Here is a 15,023-nt window from a genome sequence, read left to right on the forward strand (position 1 = left end):
GTGCCTTGCGCAGCGAAATCAAGGAGGAGGCCGCAGGCCGGGGGACATTCGCGGAGCAAGGTGCCCCGTCGGCGGGATCGCGCCCCGAACGGCCCGTTCGTTCACAGATATCACAGAACCCCAGCGACCGAAAGAGCGCTTGCCCCACAGATATCTACAAGATATGTACTTAATATATTTAAACTGAGGCAGGTCTCCATGCACGAAGGCCCTGTCGTTTTTCATTGTTCCCAACCCTAGGAAGAAGCATGAAGTCACAAGCAGGCATGGTTTCCTCACTCAGTCTCGCGGGCCTGGTCGCCCTGGCCGTGGCCAGCCCCGCGCAGGCCCAGGAGCAGGTGGTCAAGATCGGCCACAGCGGTCCGCTGTCGGGTCCCAACGCCTTCGCGGGCAAGGACAATGAAAACGGCATCCGCCTGGCCATCGAGGAGCTCAACGCGAAGAAGCTCAGCGTCGGCGGCAAGACGCTGAAGTTCGAGCTGGTCTCCGAAGACGACCAGTGCGACGCCAAGACCGGCGTCAGCGTGGCGCAAAAGTTCGTCGACGACGGCGTCAAGTTCGTCATGGGCCCGTACTGCTCGGGCGTGGCCATTCCGGCCTCGCGCATCTACAGCGACGGCGGCACGCTGGTGTCCACCGTGGGCACCAACCCGAAGGTCACGCAGGGCGGCTACAAGAACCTGTACCGCATCATCGCCAGCGACAACCAGATCGGCGGTGCCATGGCCGTGTACGCGGCCAAGGAACTGAAGGTGAAGAAGGTCGGCGTGATCGACGACCGCACCGCCTTCGGCCAGGGCCTCGCCGAAGAGTTCACCAAGGAAGCGAAGAAGCAGGGCCTCACCATCGTCGGCCAGGAGTTCACCACCGACAAGGCCGTCGACTTCACCGCCATCCTGACCAACATGAAGGGCAAGGCGCCCGAGGCGATCTTCTTCGGCGGCTACGCGCCGCAGGCCGCACCCATGGCACGCCAGATGAAGCAGCTGGCCGTGCCCGGCAAGCTGCTGGGCGGCGACACCGTGTGCAGCCCGGCCACCGGCAAGATCGGCGGCGACGCGGTGAACGACCTGGTGTTCTGCGCACAGGGCGGCTCCATGCTCGAGAAGGCGCAAAGTGGTCCGGCCTTCAAGGAGAAGTTCAAGAAGCGCTTCAACGTCGACCCCGACGCGTACGCCGCCTCGTACTACGACCAGGTGCTGTTCATCGGCGAGTCGATGAAGAAGGCCAACGCCATCGACCCCGACAAGGTCGGCGCCGAGCTCTACAAGGCCACCTACAAGGGCGTGGCCGCCACCTACGCGTACGACGACAAGGGCAACATGAAGCAGGCGCCCATCACCGTCTTCACCTTCAAGAACGCGGCCCCCGTGCCCATTGCCAGTTACTGAGTGAGCCGCACACCCATGCAACGCATCCAGGTCATCGACTCGCACACCGGCGGCGAGCCCACGCGCCTTGTGATCGGCGGCTTTCCCGATCTGGGAAAGGGCTCCATGGCCGAGCGCCGTACGCTGCTGGCCGATCAACACGACAAGTGGCGCGCCGCCGCCGTGCTCGAGCCGCGCGGCAGCGACGTCGTGGTCGGCGCGCTGCTGTGCGAGCCGGTGTCGCCCGATGCGGCGGCCGGCGTGGTCTTCTTCAACAACGCCGGCTACCTGGGCATGTGCGGCCACGGCACCATCGGGCTGGTCGCGAGCCTGGCGCACATGGGCCGCATCGGCGTGGGCGAGCACCGCATCGAGACGCCCGTGGGCACGGTCACGACCACGCTGCACGAAGACGGCTCGGTGAGCGTGCGCAACGTGCCCGCGTACCGGCACCTGCACCAGGTGGCGGTCGAGCTGCCGGGCCACGGCACGGTGCGCGGCGACGTGGCGTGGGGCGGCAACTGGTTCTTCCTCGTGAGCGAACACGGCCAGCGCGTGGCGAGCGACAACCTCGCGGCGCTGACCGACTACACGGCCGCCTTGCGCAAGGCGCTGGCGGCGCAGGGCATCACGGGCGCGAACGGTGCGGAGATCGACCACATCGAACTCTTCGCGAACGATGACGAAGGTGCCGACAGCCGCAACTTCGTGCTGTGCCCCGGCAACGCCTACGACCGCTCGCCCTGCGGCACCGGCACCAGCGCCAAGATCGCCTGCCTCGCGGCCGACGGCAAGCTCGCGCCGGGCGCGGTGTGGCGGCAGGCCAGCGTGATCGGCAGCGTCTTCGAGGCGAGCTACGCGATGGACGGCGACCAGGTCATTCCCACGCTGCGCGGCCGCGCGCACATCAGCGCCGAGGCCACGCTGCTCATCGACGACACAGACCCCTTCGGCTGGGGCATCCGCCTCTGACACCGGGGCGCATGGACACGGACGTCATCGTCATCGGCGCCGGCATCGTCGGCGCGGCGTGTGCCCATGCGCTGGCGCAGGCCGGGCGCCGCGTGCGCGTGCTCGACGCGCGCCTGGGTGGCGCCACCGGCGCGGGCATGGGCCACCTCGTGGTGATGGACGACAACGCGGCCGAGCTCGAACTCAGCCGCCACTCGGTCGCGCAATGGCGCGCCCTCGCGCCGCGCCTGGGCGCCGACTGCGCCTACAGCCCCTGCGGCACGCTCTGGATCGCGGCGAACGACGAGGAAATGGCCGAGGCCGAACGCAAGCAGCAGCGGCTGGGCGCGCTCGGCATCGAAAGCAGGCTGCTGAGCGCCAGCGAACTCGCGCGCGCCGAACCCGCCCTGCGCGCGGGCCTGTCGGGCGCGCTCGAAGTGCCGGGCGACGGCATCCTCTATGCGCCGAACGCGGCACGCTGGCTGCTCGCGCAGCACGCCGCGTTGGTGCAGGTCGAGCACGCGAAGGTCGAGGCCATCGAAGACGACGGCACGCTGCGCCTGTCCGATGGCAGCCGCCGCACCGCGCCGCAGGTCGTGCTCGCCAACGGCATCGAGGCGACGACGCTGTGCCCCGAGCTGCCGATCCGCCCGAAGAAGGGCCACCTGCTCATCACCGACCGCTACCCGGGCACGGTGCGCCACCAGCTCGTCGAGCTCGGCTACGTGACCAGCGCGCACCACAGCGACGGCGACTCGGTCGCCTTCAACGTGCAGCCGCGGCCCACGGGGCAGCTGCTGGTGGGTTCGTCGCGCCAGTTCGACACGACCGACCTGGCCGTGGAGGCACCGATGCTCGCGCGCATGCTGCAGCGCACGCTCGACTACCTGCCGGGGCTCGCCGACCTGAATGCCGTGCGCGCGTGGACCGGCCTGCGCGCCGCCTCGCCCGACGGCCTGCCGCTGCTGGGCAGGCATCCGTGGCGCGAGAAGCTCTGGCTCGCGGTCGGCCACGAAGGGCTGGGCGTGACCACGGCGCCGGGCAGCGCGAATGTGCTCGCGGCGCTGATGACCGGCGCAGCGCCCGATTTCGACGCCGCGCCGTATGCGCCGCGCGGCCTGCTGGAGAGGGCATGAGCGCTCAGACCTTGCTGCACATCGACGGACAGCCCGTGCGCGTGAAGGTTGGCAGCTCGGTCGCCGCCGCCTTGCGCATCGCCGGGGGCATGGGCACGGCGCGCACCTCGGTCACGGGCCAGCCGCGCGCGCCGTTCTGCGGCATGGGCGTGTGCCAGGAATGCCGCGTGCAGATCGATGGGCGGCGCCGCCTCGCCTGCCAGACCGTGTGCGCCGAGGGCATGCGCGTGGAGACGACGGCATGAGCGGCGTCACGCTCGAAACCTGCGATGTGCTGGTCGTCGGCGCGGGCCCCGCGGGCATGGCTGCGGCCGTGGCGGCGGCGTCCAGTGGTGCGCCGGTCGTGGTGATCGACGACAACCCCGCGCCTGGCGGACAGATCTGGCGCGACGGCCCCGGCGCGTCGCTGCCACCGGCGGCACGTCAGTGGCGCGAGGCGCTCGCACGCCACGCGAACCTGCGCGTGCGCAGCGGCACGCGTGTGGTCGCTGCGCCTGCTGCGCATGAACTGCTGCTCGAAGACGCCGAGGGCGCGACGCGCATGCAGTGGACAAAGCTCATCCTGTGCACTGGCGCCCGCGAACTGCTGCTGCCCTTCCCCGGTTGGACGCTGCCCGGCGTGACGGGTGCGGGCGGGCTGCAGGCGCTGATCAAGGCGGGCTTGCCGGTCGAGGGCGAACGCATCGTCATCGCCGGCAGCGGGCCCTTGCTGCTGGCCGCCGCCGCTACGGCCAAGGCGGCGGGCGCGCAGGTGCTGCGCATCGCCGAGCAGGCCTCGTTCGCCTCGGTCGCGGCCTTCGGTGCCAGCCTCGTGCGGTGGCCCGGCAAGGCCGTGCAGGCGCTCACGCTGGCCGATGCGAACTACCGCACCGCGTCGCGCATCGTCTCGGCGCAGGGCGCGACGCAGGTCGAATCGGTGCGGCTGCGCCAGGGCAGCCGCGAGGTCGAGATGGCCTGCGACCGCATCGCCTGCGGCTTCGGCCTCACGCCGAACACGCAGCTGGGCCAGCTGCTCGGCTGCGCGCTCGCGGGGCCGGGGCTCGCGGTCGATGGGCTGCAGGCCACGAACGTCGTGGGCATCTACGCGGCCGGCGAATGCACCGGCTTCGGCGGCAGCGAGCGCGCGCTGGTGCAGGGCACCATCGCCGGCCACGCGGCCGTCGGCGAGACCGCCCAGGCCCACGCGCACGACCGCGAACGCGCCCGCTGGGACGCCTTCGCCGCGCAGCTGCACCGCCGCTTCGCGCTGGCCGACGACCTCAAGGCCCTGCCCCGCCCCGACACGCTCGTGTGCCGCTGCGAAGACGTGCCCTTTGCCGCGCTCGCGGCCTGCACCGGCTGGACCGATGCCAAGCTGCACCGCCGCTGCGGCATGGGCGCCTGCCAGGGGCGCGTGTGCGGCGACGCGGCGCAGTTCCTGTTCGGCTGGACGCCGCCCGCGCCGCGCCCGCCGCTGGTGCCGGTGCGCATCGAGACACTGGCCGGGCTTGCAGCCCCCGGCGACGCCCGACAATGACGGCCACGCATCCGCACACGCACGAGCACATCCACATCCCCACCATGGCCGCCCCGAAGACCGCTCCCCGACCCCCGCCCAAGCGCCGCGCGGCCGACCTGGCCTACGACGCCATCGAGGCGCTGCTGTCCACCATGCAGCTGGAGCCCGGCAGCCAGATCGTCGAGGCCGAGCTGGCCGAGCGCACGGGCCTGGGCCGCACGCCGGTGCGCGAGGCGCTGATGCGCATGGTGTCGATCGGCCTCATCGTGCAGCAGCCGCGCCGCGGCCTGCTGGTGTCGACCATCGACCTGGCCGACCACCTGGACGTGATCCAGACCCGGCGCGTGCTCGAACAGCTGATTGCGGCCTGCGCCGCGCGCCGCGCCACCGCGCCGCAGCGCCAGGCCATCGTGCGCTGCGCCGAGGCCATGGTCGAGGCCGCGGGCCGCGGCGACCTGAACGACTACATGCAGGCCGACCGCGCGCTCGACCTCGTCACGCACCAGGCGAGCCACAACGACTCGGCGGTGAAGGCGGTGGTGCCGCTGATCGTGCAGTGCCGGCGCTTCTGGTACGCCTACCAGCACGAGGGCGAGATCGTCGAGGGCGCCAACGCGCACCTCGAACTGGCGCAGGGCATCGCCACCGGCGACGAGGCCGCGGCCATCGCGGGCGCCGAGCGGCTCATGGACTACCTCGAAGTCTTCGCCCGGAAAATCATCGACAAGTAGGCCGAAGGGCCTCGCTCCAAGGCGCCCACACCGGGGAACTACGCGTGATCTGCCGGCGCCTTCGCCGCATACTGGCCCGATGGCCGCTGCACCCCGCGCTCGACCCGACGACTTCTTCACCCCCGACGAGTGGCAATCGCTCACCACGCGTTCGTCCTGGCGGGGCCTGTGGCTGGTGGCGCATTGCTGGGGCGTGATCGGCGCCGCGATGCTCGCGGGCATCGTGTGGCCGTGGACGATCCCGCTCATGGTGCCGATCGTCGGCACGCGCCAGCTGGGCCTGTTCATCCTCATGCACGACGCCGCGCACGCGGGGCTGCACCGCAACCGCAAGGTCAACGACTGGGTCGGCTACTGGCTGTGCTCGCCCACGCTGCGCGACTACCGGCCGTATCACCTGCAGCACCACCGCTTCGTGCAGCAGACCGAAGACCCGGACCTCGTGCTGTCGGCGCCCTTCCCGATCTCGCGCGACTCGATGTGGCGCAAGGTCGTGCGCGACCTCAGCGGCCAGACCTTCTACAAGCAGCGCTTCGGCCACATCGCCGACGGCATTCGTCAACGTGCGCCGGGCGAATCGGCGCTGCGCGTGTTCGGGCGCGAGCTGGCAAAGGACAGGCGTTTTCTCATCGGCAACGGCCTGGGCCTGCTGGCCTTCACGCTCGCCGGTGTCTGGTGGGCCTGGGTGCTGATGTGGCTGCTGCCGATGGCCACCTGGCTGCCGCTCGTGAGCCGCGTGCGCAACATCGCCGAGCATGCGCTGGTGGCGCAGAACGAGGCCGATCCGCTGCGCCAGGCGCGCACCACGCATGCCGGCTGGCTCGAACGCATCTTCGTGGCGCCCTACTGGGTCAACTACCACTGCGAGCACCACATGTTCACCAACCTGCCCTGCTGGGCGCTGCCGAAGGCGCACCGCCTGCTGCAGCGCCAGGGCGCGACGGCGCGCATGGAAGTGCAGCCCGGCTACCTGCAGCTGCTGCGCCAGGCAGCGCCAGTGGCGTAAGCCTTCAGCGGCTGGGCACAGGCACCGTCGCCACCGGCTGCGCACCGCGCTGCGCCTGCTGGCTCAGCCAGATGCTCGCGATCGCGATGCCGATGCCCGCCATCTGCCAGCCCGAGAGGCTCTGGCCCAGCAGCGCCCAGCCCAGGATCACCGCCGTCACCGGGCTCAGGAAGGCCAGTGGCGCGATCGCCGAGGGCTCCAGCCGCGCCACGCCGCGGAACCACACGATGTAGGTGAGCGCGGCGCCGACCAGGCCGAGCCAGGCGAAGCCGACCCAGTTCATCGCCGTGAGCGCGGGCAGCGGCGGTTCCAGCCACAGCGCCACCGGCAGCAGCAGCAGGCCGCCGGCCGTCAGCTGCCAGGCCGTGAAGGTCAGGGCCGACACCGGCGGCTGCCAGCGGCGGCTGAGCACCGTGCCGAAGGCCATCGACACGGCCGCCGCGAGCGCCGCGGCGATGCCCAGCGCGTCGAGCGCGGCGTTCGGCGTGAGCACCAGCAGCGCCACCCCGCCCATGCCGATCACGGCCGCCGCCACCGACAGCGCGCGCACCGGCGCGCCCAGCAGCAGGCCGGCGAGGAACACCACGAACAGCGGCTGCACCGAAGTGATGGTGGCCGCCACGCCGCCCGGCAGCCGGTAGGCGGCCAGGAACAGCATCGCCCACAGCACCGAGAAGTTCAGCGCCCCCAGCAGCAAGATGCGTCCCCACCACGCCCGGGGCGGCAGCTGGCGCACGATGAGCATCAGCAGCAGGCCCGCCGGCAGCGCGCGCAGCAGCGCCACCGTCAGCGGGTAGTTCGCCGGCAGCAGCTCGGTGGTCACGATGTAGGTGCTGCCCCAGACCGCGGGGGCGATCGCGGTGAGCAGGAGGTCGGTGGTGCGGGAGGTCATGGCTCGAATCTAGGCCGTTGACCTGTGGTTGTGAATGCTCGAATAATGAATTGATTCTTTACTGACAGTCGTCAATCGAGCGCCGGCCCATGGACCATCTCACCGCCCTCAAGGTCTTTCGCACCACCGCCGCGGCGGGCAGCTTCGCGGGCGCCGCGCGGCAGCTGGGGCTGTCGGCCGCGGCCGTCAGCAAGAACATCGCCGAGCTGGAGGCGCACCTGAAGGTGCGGCTGATCAACCGCACCACGCGCAGCATGAGCCTCACAGAGGCCGGCGCGGCCTACGTGGAGCGGCTCGCGCGCATCCTCGACGACCTGGACGAGGCCGACGCCGCGCTGGCGCCCGTGGGCGCGAGCCCGGGCGGTGTGCTGCGCGTGAGCGCGCCGCTGACCTTCGCGCTGACCTGCATCTCGCCGCACATCCCCGCCTTCATGGCGCGCCACCCCAACCTGCGGCTGGAGCTGAACCTGCAGGACCCCCGCACCGACCTGATCGGCGAGGGCTACGACCTCGCGATCCGCGGCAGCGACCGGCTGGAAGATTCGAGCCTGGTCGCGCGCGAGCTCATGACCATGACCCACGTGCTGTGCGGTGCGCCCGGCTACTTCGCGGCCCACGGCCGGCCCGCCGCGCCCGAAGACCTGAAGGCCCACGAGTGCGTGCAGTTCACGCTGTCGGGCCACGCGAACAAGTGGACCTTCCGCCGCGCCGGGCGCAGCGTGGCGGTGCCGATCGACGGGCGCTACAAGGTCAGCTCCAGCATCGCCGTGCGCGACGCGCTGCTCGCGGGCTTCGGCCTGAGCCTGGTGCCGCGCATCTATGTCGAACAGGAGCTGGCGACGGGCCGGCTCGAAGCCGTGCTCGCCGACTGGGAGGCCGACCGCACGCCGGTGTACGCCGTGTACCCGTCGCGCCACCTGGCGGCGAAGACGCGGGCCTTTGTCGACTTCCTGCTGGAGCGGTTCGCAGCGCGGTGAGGCGCGCGGGGGCTAGTCGCCCGCCGGTTCGGCGATCTCGGGCGCTTCCCACCCCAGCAGCTCGGCCAGCCGCTGCACGATCCAGCCGGCCTCGGGCACCGACACGCCCGATTCCGGCGTCACCAGCCCCGCGTGGATGCGCCGCAGGATCTCGCTTTCGACCGGCACCTCGGTGTGGTGCTGGATCTGCGCATGGCCCACGAGGTGGCCGGCGAGGTCTTCGCAGATCTCGTAGCGCGCGCGCACCACGTCGATCGGCTCGCGCAGGCGCTGGCGCGTGTCGCTGTAGACCGCGAAGAACGAGGGCGGGATGTAGATCTGGTTGTCGTCGGACATGGCGGCGCGTGATGCAGGGCAGGCCCCAATGACAAAACGCGCCCGGGGGCGCGTTCGTCGTGGCTCCGAAGAAAGAGCCGCGGGGGCTGGATCAGCCGCCCTTGCTCGGGCGCTTGCCCGGGTTCTTCTTGCTGCGCGTGGCGGTGCCGCGCTCGAGGCTGATCTTCTGGCCGCCACCGTTGCGCGGCACGGTGTAGCCGGGCATGGGCGTCGGCTTCGGGCTGGCAAGACGGTCGGCTTCGGTACGGATTTTCTTGGGCATGGAAAGCTCGGATAAAAAAGATGTTCGACCCCCGATTAGGCCACATCGGCAGATTTCGTCTGCCAAGCGCCCAAACAGGAGCATGGGAGGGATGTCAGGTCGACTGCGGTGTCAGCAGGCGCACCTTGACGCTCTTGCCCTTCACGCGGCCGTTGCCGAGCTTGCGGGCGGCTTCTTCGGCAATGCCGCGGTCCACCGCGACATAGGTCGAGAACTCGTTGACGTTGATCTTGCCGACCTGATCCTTGGTGTAGCCGCAGTCGCCGGTCAGCGCGCCCAGCACGTCGCCGGCGCGGATCTTTTCCTTGCGCCCGCCGACGATCTGCAGCGTGGCCATCGGCGGCGTGAGCGGTGCGCCCTTGGCGGGCGTGAGCTCGGCGAGCGGGTGCCATTCGGACTCGCGGCCCTGCAGCAGCTCGATCTTCCCGACGAAGCCCATCTCGTTCATGCTGGCCAGGTTCAGCGCCAGCCCTTCCGAGCCGCCCTGCTGGCCCACGCGGCCGGTGCGGCCCACGCGGTGGATGTGGATTTCGGAGTCGGGCGTCACGTCGACATTGATCACCGCTTCGAGCTGCGCGATGTCCAGGCCGCGCGCCGCCACGTCGGTGGCCACCAGCACCGAGCAGCTGCGGTTGGCGAACTGCACCAGCACCTGGTCGCGCTCGCGCTGCTCCAGCTCGCCGAACAGCGCCATCGCGCTGAAGCCCTGTGCCTGCAGCACGTCGACGAGGTCGCGGCACTGCTGCTTGGTGTTGCAGAAGGCCAGCGTGCTCACGGGACGGAAATGGTCCAGCAGCAGGCTCACGGCGTGCAGCCGCTCGCTGTCTTTCACCTGGTACCAGCGCTGGCGGATCTTGCTGCCTTCATGCTGGGCCTGCACCGTGATCTGCTCGGGGTTCTTCATGAACTGCTGCGCGAGCTTGGCGATGCCTTCGGGGTAGGTGGCCGAGAACAGCAGCGTCTGGCGTTCCTTCGGGCACTGGCGCGCCACCTTCACGATGTCGTCGAAGAAGCCCATGTCGAGCATGCGGTCGGCCTCGTCGAGCACCAGCGTGTTGAGCGCCGAGAGGTCGAGGTTCTCGCGCTCCAGGTGGTCCATGATGCGGCCCGGCGTGCCCACCACGATGTGCGCGCCGTGCTCCAGGCTGGCGATCTGCCCGCGCAGCGCGACGCCGCCGCACAGCGTGACGACCTTGATGTTTTCTTCGGCGCGCGCCAGGCGGCGGATTTCGGTCGTGACCTGGTCGGCCAGCTCGCGCGTGGGGCACAGCACCATCGCCTGGATGGCGAAGCGGCGCGGGTTCAGGTTGGACAGCAGCGCCAGCGCGAAGGCGGCGGTCTTGCCGCTGCCGGTCTTGGCTTGGGCGATCAGGTCCTTGCCCAGCAGGGCGGGCGGCAGCGCGGCGGCCTGGATGGCCGTCATCTGCGTGTAGCCGAGCTGGGTGAGGTTGGCCAGCATCTGGGGCGACAGCGCCAGCGTGGCAAAGCCGTGGGGTTCGGCCTGGAGGCCGCCGGCTGGGGAGGTGGTGGAGTTCATCGTTCGGCAGCCGGAGACAGACAGACAGGAAAACGCAAAAGGGAAAAAGTGACGGCCCGGAAAAGACAAAGGCCTTGCAGGGCCCCCTCCGGGAGGGCGCTCTGCAAGGCCGGCCGGGCGTCGCTCAGCGGCGGGGCGTGTTGTTGCCCGAGTTGGTCGGCGGGGGGCCGCGGCGTTCCAGGTGACGGAACGTGATGCGGCCCTTGGTCAGGTCGTAGGGCGACAGCTCGAGCGAGACCTTGTCGCCGGCCAGGATGCGGATGTGGTGCTTGCGCATCTTGCCGCCGCTGTAGGCGATCAGCTGGTGGCCGTTGTCGAGCGTGACGCGGTAGCGCGAGTCGGGCAGGACTTCGGTCACTGCGCCGTTCATTTCGATCAGTTCTTCCTTGGGCATGTGTGATTACCTCTGAATCGTTCGATGTGTGTTGGAGATGAAGATGGGCGTGTTGGTTTCAGTCGGCCGGCGGGTCAGCCGGCGTCCAGGAATCTGTCGTTGCGGTGCGGGAAGCAGAAACCTGCCCACCGCGATGCTGTTGCGAAAGTGTCCATGAAGCCTGGGGCGCTGCGTGCCGGTGCGGGGCGCGCAATGCCGAAAAATTAGTGAGAACGGACGCGCCGCACGCGCGATTCGCTTCAACAGGAACGAAGGCAGTGGTGGCATTCATGGGCGCCCGGTCTGGCGCTCCAACACACTGTGAAAGCCGGCGTGGCCCGAGGGCTGGAAACGAGAAGCCTGATGAATCCTGGAACCCGGATTCAGATGGCAACGCAGATCGGCCGGCGGGGGTGACGAAATTCTTCGTCGTGGTATCGAAACGAACCCGACATTATAGCTTGCGGGGCATGACAGTTGCTTGTCTTAAAAACAACGCCCGCATGAAAAAGGCCCCGAAGGGCCATTCATCCTATCAATGTAGCTATTGAAAATATAGCAACCCGCCGCAGGATCAGGCGCAGGCCGGTGCCGATGACGCCACAGGCGCGGCCGACCGGGCCCGCCGCGCCGCGCCGCGCGCCACAGCAGCACCAGCCCCGCCAGCTGGGCGGCGGCGCCCACCCAGCCCACCGCGCTCACGCCGAACCACGCGATGGTCGCGCCGCCCAGCCCCGAGCCCGCCGCGATGCCCAGGTAGACCGCCGAGGCGTTGAGCGACAGCGTCATCGGTGCGCGCTCGGGCGCCAGCCGGATCAGCCGCACCGCCTGCGCCGGGCCGAAGCCCCAGCCGGCGAAGCCCCACAGCGCCGACAGGCCCACGATCAGCGGCAGCGCCAGCCCGCGCGGCAGCATCTGCGCGGCGAACGAGAGCCCGCCCATGATCACCACCAGCGCCAGCGCGAAGCCCCGCGCCATGCGGTCGGCGCCGAAACGGTCGGTGGCCCAGCCGCCGGTCGCGGTGCCCAGCGCCGCGGCCACGCCGATCGCGAAGAACACCGCGCCCACGCCCTCGGCCCCGAAGCCCAGCGTGTGGCCGAGGAACAGCGCGATGTAGGTGTAGAAGCTGAAGCCGCCCGTGGCCCACAGCACGGTGGCCAGCAGCGCCGGCGCCACGCCGGGTTCGCGCGCCACGGCGAAGGCCGGGGCACGGGGAGCCAGATCGGCCGGGTCCTGGGCCGGGGCCTGTGCCAGCGTGCGCGGCAGCCCCACGAACAGGCCCCAGGTGGCCAGCGCCGCCACCGCGGCGATCAGCAGGTAGGCCGTGCGCCAGCCGCCCCAGCCCGCGATCCAGGCACCCAGCGGCACGCCGAGCGCCACCGCCACGGTGCCGCCGCCGGTCACGATGGCCAGCGCCCGGCCGCGCAGCGCGGGCGACACCATCGCCGCCGCCACCGCGCTGGCCGTCGGCAGGAACACGCCCGCCACCAGCCCGAGCGCGACGCGCGCCAGGGCCAGCTGCGCGATGCCGTGCGCCATCGAGGCCGCCGCCGTGAGGCCCGCGAACGTCGCCAGGCTGGCGATGAGCAGCGGGCGGCGCCCGAAGCGCGCGAGCAGCGCGGCCATCAGCGGCGAGCCGATCGCATAGCTCAGCGCGAACAGCAGCACCAGCTGGCCGGCCTGCGCGGCGCTGACCTGCAGGTCGGCCGCCAGCACCGGCAGCAGGCCGGCGACCATGAAGCTTTCGGTGCCGATGGCGAAGGCGCCCAGCGCGAGCCAGGCCAGGCCCAGGGGCAGGCGTTCGGCGGGCGGTTGCTGCGGGGTTTCAGGAGCGGTGTGCATGGTGAAGGACTCCATGGGTGGGTGTTCCAAGGCCTTCAGAATAGGATTGCAGGCGGCTCTTCAAAAGAACCACAATCGGCAAAGATCATGGAGCCACTTTTTGAGCTTGCCCTGCGCCTGCCGGCCGCCGGTTCGCGCGACCTGCTGCGCGCGCTGCACCGCCAGCTGCGCGATGCCATCCTCGACGGCCGGCTGCAGCCCGGCGCCCGCCTGCCCGCCACGCGCGCGCTGGCGCAGCGGCTGGGCGTGTCGCGCAACACCATGCTGGCGGCCTACGACCTGCTGCTGAGCGAGGGCTACCTGCTGGCGCGTCCGGGGTCCGGCACTTACGTGGCTGATACGCTGCCCGCGTTGCGGCGCGGCCGGGCCGCGCCGAAAGAGGCGGGCACCGCGCCCCGGCGCGATCCGCGGCTGGTGCCGCTGAACGTGCCCGGCGCCGACCTCGCCCCCACGCTGCAGCCGCGGGCCGCGCGCGACGATTTCCGCGTCGGCCTGCCCGACGTCGGCGCCTTTCCGTTCGACATCTGGCGCCGCCTGTCCGACCGCGCGCTGCGCCGCGTGGCGCGCCAGACCGCCGACTACGCCGACCCCCAGGGCCAGGGCGCCCTGCGCGAGGCGATCGCGGCGCACGTGTCGTTCACGCGCGCGGTCGGCTGCACGGCCGACGACATCGTGGTCACGGCCGGCGCGCAGCAGGCCTTCGGGCTGCTGGCGCGCATCCTGGTGGTGCCGGGGCGCACGGTGGTGGCGGTCGAGCAGCTGTTCTATCCCTCGCTGCGCGAGGCCATGCTGGCCGCCGGCGCGAAGGTGGTCACGGTGCCGACCGACGACGAAGGCCTGTGCGTGGACCGCATCCCGCCCGAGGCGCGCGTGGTCTGCGTCACGCCCTCGCACCAGTTCCCCACCGGCGTGGCGATGTCGCCACCGCGCCGGGCCGCCCTGCTGGCCTTTGCGCGGGCGCGCAATGCCGTGCTCATCGAGGACGACTACGACAGCGAGTTCCGCTTTGCCGGCCGCCCGCTCGACGCGCTGCAGACGCTCGACCGCGCCGGCTCGGTGTTCTACGTCGGCACCTTTTCCAAGAGCCTGTTCCCCGCGCTGCGCCTGGGCTTCGTGGTGGCGCCGCCCTGGGCCCGCGCGGTGCTGGTGCGGGCGCGCGAACTGGCCGACTGGCACGGCCCGGTGCTCGGGCAGGAGGCGCTCGCGGCCTTCATTGCCGAAGGGCACCTGGCGCGCCACATTCGCCGCATGCGCAAGCTGTACGGCGCACGCCGCAGCGCCCTGCTCGACGCGCTGGCGCGCCACGGCGCGGGCCGGCTCGAGGCGATCCCGTCCGATGCCGGCCTGCACCTGTCGGCGTGGCTGCACGGCGGCGCACGCGACCATGTGGTGGTCGAGCGTGCCGCGGCGGCCGGCATCACCTTGCCGCCCTTGTCGCGCTTCGCGCTCGACCCGCAGGCGCCCGATGCGCCCAACGGGCTGGCCTTCGGCTTCGGGTTGATCGCCGAGTCGCAGATCGACGGCGCGATCCGGCGGCTGGTGCGCTTGCTGTAGCGCGTCGGCTCAGGCGCTGTCCAGCGGCAGCCGCGTCGTGAACTTGGTGGTCGACAGCACGATGTCGCTCGAGTAGTTCTCCAGCTCCAGCGCGTCGCCCAGCTGCTCCTGCGCGAAGGCCTGGTAGTCGGGCAGCGAGCGCGCGCAGATCACGAGCACGAAGTCGGTCTCGCCGGCCACGCAGTGGCATTGCAGCACCTGCGGCAGCGCATGCACCTTGCGCTCGAAGGCCCCGATCGCCTCGCGCGTGGTGCTGCGCAGCGACACGCGCGAGATCACCAGCACCGGGAATCCCACGCGCGCGGCATCGAGGATCGCCACTTCTTCGCGGATCACGCCCGCGCGCCGCAGCCGCTGCACGCGCTTGAGGCAGGCCGAGGGCGAGAGGTTCACGCGCTCGGCCAGCGTCTGGTTCTGCAGGCCCGCGTCGGCCTGCAGTTCGGCCAGGATGCACTGGTCGATGCGATCGAGGGTGCCGGTTTTCATGGTGCCGCCAGTGTGGCGCAAGGTGCGCGCAATCGGCTTCGTTTTCGGGCCCGCACAACGACACCGGATTTC

16 protein-coding genes are annotated in these 15,023 nt (G+C 70.8%); 9 read left to right on the forward strand and 7 right to left on the reverse strand.

Annotated elements, in window-relative coordinates; genetic code table 11:
- Window positions 1-248: 248 nt before the first annotated feature.
- The 7 genes from AC07YS_RS29090 (at window position 249) to AC07YS_RS29120 (ending at window position 6,692) form a co-directional block, all read left to right on the forward strand.
- On the forward strand, window positions 249-1,391 hold the full coding sequence (locus tag AC07YS_RS29090) for a branched-chain amino acid ABC transporter substrate-binding protein (protein ID WP_095948363.1): 1,143 nt from the start codon (window positions 249-251) through the stop codon (window positions 1,389-1,391).
- Window positions 1,392-1,406: 15 nt separating this feature from the next.
- Window positions 1,407-2,342, forward strand: a complete 936-nt coding sequence (locus tag AC07YS_RS29095) for a 4-hydroxyproline epimerase (RefSeq protein WP_495270245.1) — start codon at window positions 1,407-1,409, stop codon at window positions 2,340-2,342.
- An 11-nt stretch (window positions 2,343-2,353) separates the two neighbouring features.
- Window positions 2,354-3,457 (forward strand): NAD(P)/FAD-dependent oxidoreductase, encoded by a 1,104-nt coding sequence (locus AC07YS_RS29100; protein ID WP_495270244.1) that lies wholly within the window; start codon window positions 2,354-2,356, stop codon window positions 3,455-3,457.
- A complete protein-coding gene (locus AC07YS_RS29105; protein ID WP_495270243.1) occupies window positions 3,454-3,702 on the forward strand; it encodes a (2Fe-2S)-binding protein in 249 nt (82 codons plus the stop codon). The genes AC07YS_RS29100 and AC07YS_RS29105 overlap by 4 nt, the downstream gene beginning before the upstream one ends.
- Window positions 3,699-4,973: an FAD-dependent oxidoreductase gene (locus AC07YS_RS29110; protein ID WP_495270242.1), complete on the forward strand. Its 1,275-nt coding sequence runs from the start codon at window positions 3,699-3,701 to the stop codon at window positions 4,971-4,973. Before AC07YS_RS29105 ends, AC07YS_RS29110 begins: the two co-directional genes overlap by 4 nt.
- Window positions 4,970-5,686, forward strand: coding sequence for a GntR family transcriptional regulator (locus AC07YS_RS29115; RefSeq protein WP_435889044.1), 717 nt, complete (start codon window positions 4,970-4,972; stop codon window positions 5,684-5,686). The genes AC07YS_RS29110 and AC07YS_RS29115 overlap by 4 nt, the downstream gene beginning before the upstream one ends.
- A gap of 79 nt (window positions 5,687-5,765) precedes the next feature.
- Window positions 5,766-6,692 (forward strand): fatty acid desaturase family protein, encoded by a 927-nt coding sequence (locus tag AC07YS_RS29120; protein ID WP_495270241.1) that lies wholly within the window; start codon window positions 5,766-5,768, stop codon window positions 6,690-6,692.
- Window positions 6,693-6,696: 4 nt separating this feature from the next.
- On the opposite strand, the gene AC07YS_RS29125 is transcribed toward AC07YS_RS29120, so the two are convergent.
- Entirely contained in the window at window positions 6,697-7,584 is an 888-nt protein-coding gene (locus tag AC07YS_RS29125; protein WP_495270240.1) for an EamA family transporter, read from the reverse strand.
- An 89-nt stretch (window positions 7,585-7,673) separates the two neighbouring features.
- On the opposite strand from AC07YS_RS29125, the gene AC07YS_RS29130 reads away from it, so the two are divergent.
- Window positions 7,674-8,561 carry a LysR family transcriptional regulator gene (locus AC07YS_RS29130; protein WP_495270239.1) on the forward strand — a complete coding sequence of 296 codons (888 nt, stop codon included), beginning with the start codon at window positions 7,674-7,676 and terminating at the stop codon, window positions 8,559-8,561.
- Window positions 8,562-8,573: 12 nt separating this feature from the next.
- Here the strand turns inward: AC07YS_RS29130 and AC07YS_RS29135 are convergent, their stop codons facing one another.
- The 5 genes from AC07YS_RS29135 to AC07YS_RS29155 form a co-directional block, all read right to left on the reverse strand.
- Entirely contained in the window at window positions 8,574-8,897 is a 324-nt protein-coding gene (locus AC07YS_RS29135; RefSeq protein ID WP_495270238.1) for a hypothetical protein, read from the reverse strand.
- 91 nt (window positions 8,898-8,988) lie between these two features.
- The gene (locus AC07YS_RS29140) at window positions 8,989-9,159 is read right to left on the reverse strand and encodes a hypothetical protein (RefSeq protein ID WP_167395080.1); all 171 of its coding nucleotides are present in this window, start codon (window positions 9,157-9,159) and stop codon (window positions 8,989-8,991) included.
- 94 nt (window positions 9,160-9,253) lie between these two features.
- Window positions 9,254-10,696 (reverse strand): ATP-dependent RNA helicase DbpA, encoded by a 1,443-nt coding sequence (gene dbpA / locus AC07YS_RS29145; protein ID WP_070063311.1) that lies wholly within the window; start codon window positions 10,694-10,696, stop codon window positions 9,254-9,256.
- 124 nt (window positions 10,697-10,820) lie between these two features.
- Entirely contained in the window at window positions 10,821-11,090 is a 270-nt protein-coding gene (infA, locus tag AC07YS_RS29150; protein WP_062482563.1) for a translation initiation factor IF-1, read from the reverse strand.
- 465 nt (window positions 11,091-11,555) lie between these two features.
- Window positions 11,556-12,911 carry an MFS transporter gene (locus AC07YS_RS29155; RefSeq protein WP_495273790.1) on the reverse strand — a complete coding sequence of 452 codons (1,356 nt, stop codon included), beginning with the start codon at window positions 12,909-12,911 and terminating at the stop codon, window positions 11,556-11,558.
- Between the two features lie 87 nt (window positions 12,912-12,998).
- Between AC07YS_RS29155 and pdxR the strand changes: the two genes are divergently transcribed.
- A complete protein-coding gene (gene pdxR / locus AC07YS_RS29160; protein ID WP_495270075.1) occupies window positions 12,999-14,465 on the forward strand; it encodes a MocR-like pyridoxine biosynthesis transcription factor PdxR in 1,467 nt (488 codons plus the stop codon).
- Window positions 14,466-14,474: 9 nt separating this feature from the next.
- Here the strand turns inward: pdxR and AC07YS_RS29165 are convergent, their stop codons facing one another.
- The gene (locus AC07YS_RS29165; RefSeq protein ID WP_159274176.1) at window positions 14,475-14,951 is read right to left on the reverse strand and encodes an Lrp/AsnC family transcriptional regulator; all 477 of its coding nucleotides are present in this window, start codon (window positions 14,949-14,951) and stop codon (window positions 14,475-14,477) included.
- Window positions 14,952-15,023: the final 72 nt, after the last annotated feature.

The organism is Variovorax sp. GW458-11-26-14-LB1 (assembly GCF_059423965.1).

Excerpts from the sequence above, each read along its gene's own strand:
- AC07YS_RS29090 (WP_095948363.1), top strand. The coding sequence starts at position 249 with ATGAAGTCACAAGCAGGCATGGTTTCCTCACTCAGTCTCGCGGGCCTG.
- AC07YS_RS29095 (WP_495270245.1), top strand. The coding sequence starts at position 1,407 with ATGCAACGCATCCAGGTCATCGACTCGCACACCGGCGGCGAGCCCACG.
- AC07YS_RS29100 (WP_495270244.1), top strand. The coding sequence starts at position 2,354 with ATGGACACGGACGTCATCGTCATCGGCGCCGGCATCGTCGGCGCGGCG.
- AC07YS_RS29105 (WP_495270243.1), top strand. The coding sequence starts at position 3,454 with ATGAGCGCTCAGACCTTGCTGCACATCGACGGACAGCCCGTGCGCGTG.
- AC07YS_RS29110 (WP_495270242.1), top strand. The coding sequence starts at position 3,699 with ATGAGCGGCGTCACGCTCGAAACCTGCGATGTGCTGGTCGTCGGCGCG.
- AC07YS_RS29115 (WP_435889044.1), top strand. The coding sequence starts at position 4,970 with ATGACGGCCACGCATCCGCACACGCACGAGCACATCCACATCCCCACC.
- AC07YS_RS29120 (WP_495270241.1), top strand. The coding sequence starts at position 5,766 with ATGGCCGCTGCACCCCGCGCTCGACCCGACGACTTCTTCACCCCCGAC.
- AC07YS_RS29125 (WP_495270240.1), bottom strand. The coding sequence starts at position 7,584 with ATGACCTCCCGCACCACCGACCTCCTGCTCACCGCGATCGCCCCCGCG.
- AC07YS_RS29130 (WP_495270239.1), top strand. The coding sequence starts at position 7,674 with ATGGACCATCTCACCGCCCTCAAGGTCTTTCGCACCACCGCCGCGGCG.
- AC07YS_RS29135 (WP_495270238.1), bottom strand. The coding sequence starts at position 8,897 with ATGTCCGACGACAACCAGATCTACATCCCGCCCTCGTTCTTCGCGGTC.
- AC07YS_RS29140 (WP_167395080.1), bottom strand. The coding sequence starts at position 9,159 with ATGCCCAAGAAAATCCGTACCGAAGCCGACCGTCTTGCCAGCCCGAAG.
- dbpA (WP_070063311.1), bottom strand. The coding sequence starts at position 10,696 with ATGAACTCCACCACCTCCCCAGCCGGCGGCCTCCAGGCCGAACCCCAC.
- infA (WP_062482563.1), bottom strand. The coding sequence starts at position 11,090 with ATGCCCAAGGAAGAACTGATCGAAATGAACGGCGCAGTGACCGAAGTC.
- AC07YS_RS29155 (WP_495273790.1), bottom strand. The coding sequence starts at position 12,911 with ATGCACACCGCTCCTGAAACCCCGCAGCAACCGCCCGCCGAACGCCTG.
- pdxR (WP_495270075.1), top strand. The coding sequence starts at position 12,999 with ATGGAGCCACTTTTTGAGCTTGCCCTGCGCCTGCCGGCCGCCGGTTCG.
- AC07YS_RS29165 (WP_159274176.1), bottom strand. The coding sequence starts at position 14,951 with ATGAAAACCGGCACCCTCGATCGCATCGACCAGTGCATCCTGGCCGAA.